Annotated in this window: 1 protein-coding gene; it reads left to right on the top strand. The window is 65.2% G+C overall.

Annotated elements, in window-relative coordinates; translation table 11 throughout:
- The coding region (locus JMJ56_RS33220) for an IS5 family transposase (RefSeq protein ID WP_202836134.1) at positions 1-643 on the top strand (643 nt) is incomplete at its 5' end.
- Between the last annotated feature and the right edge of the window lie 52 nt (positions 644-695).

Raw genomic sequence — 695 nt, 5'->3', positions numbered from 1 at the left:
CCGTCGGGCCGAGACGCTGGAGGTGTCTCGGCCGAAGCCGAGCAGCGAGCCGGTGCACCTGCTGGTGGATAGTACCGGTCTTCGGCTGTGCGGCCCCGGCGAGTGGTTGATCGAGAAGCATGGCACCAAGCGCCGTCGGGCTTGGAAGATGCTTCAGCTCGCCACGGACGCCGACACGGGCCAGATCGTCGCTTCAGTGCTGGTTGACAGGGATGCCGATGACGGCTCGCAGGTCGGGCCCTTACTCGAGCAAGTCGACGGTTCCGTGACATCCTTCACGGGTGATGGCGCCTATGATCGGGACGACGTCTACGCTGAGGTCACAGCACGCCACCCCGACGCGGCCGTGATTGTACCACCACGCGCGAGCGGGGTGCCAAGCGAAGCTGCACTGTACGCACCAACGCAGCGGGACGCGCATCTCCGATGCGTCGCTGAGCGCGGCCGCATGGGCTGGCAGAGGGCCTCGGGGTACAACTGGCGTGCCCTTGTGGAGGCTGACATCTCGCGATGGAAGCACGTCATTGGTGACGGGCTACGCTCGCAGACCGATGGGCGGCAAGCGACCGAGGTGGCCATCGCCGCAAAGGTGCTAAACCATATGCTCAAGCTTGGACGGCCGGAGTACGTCCGCATCGCGTAATCCCGACGACGAGCAGGAACCAGTGCATCCAAGCGGCTGACCCATGCAACAC

This window comes from Belnapia arida, from assembly GCF_016773205.1.
GTDB lineage: Bacteria > Pseudomonadota > Alphaproteobacteria > Acetobacterales > Acetobacteraceae > Belnapia > Belnapia arida.
Note: the sequence above shows the minus strand (reverse complement) of the source record. Positions and strands in the feature narration are given on the sequence as shown.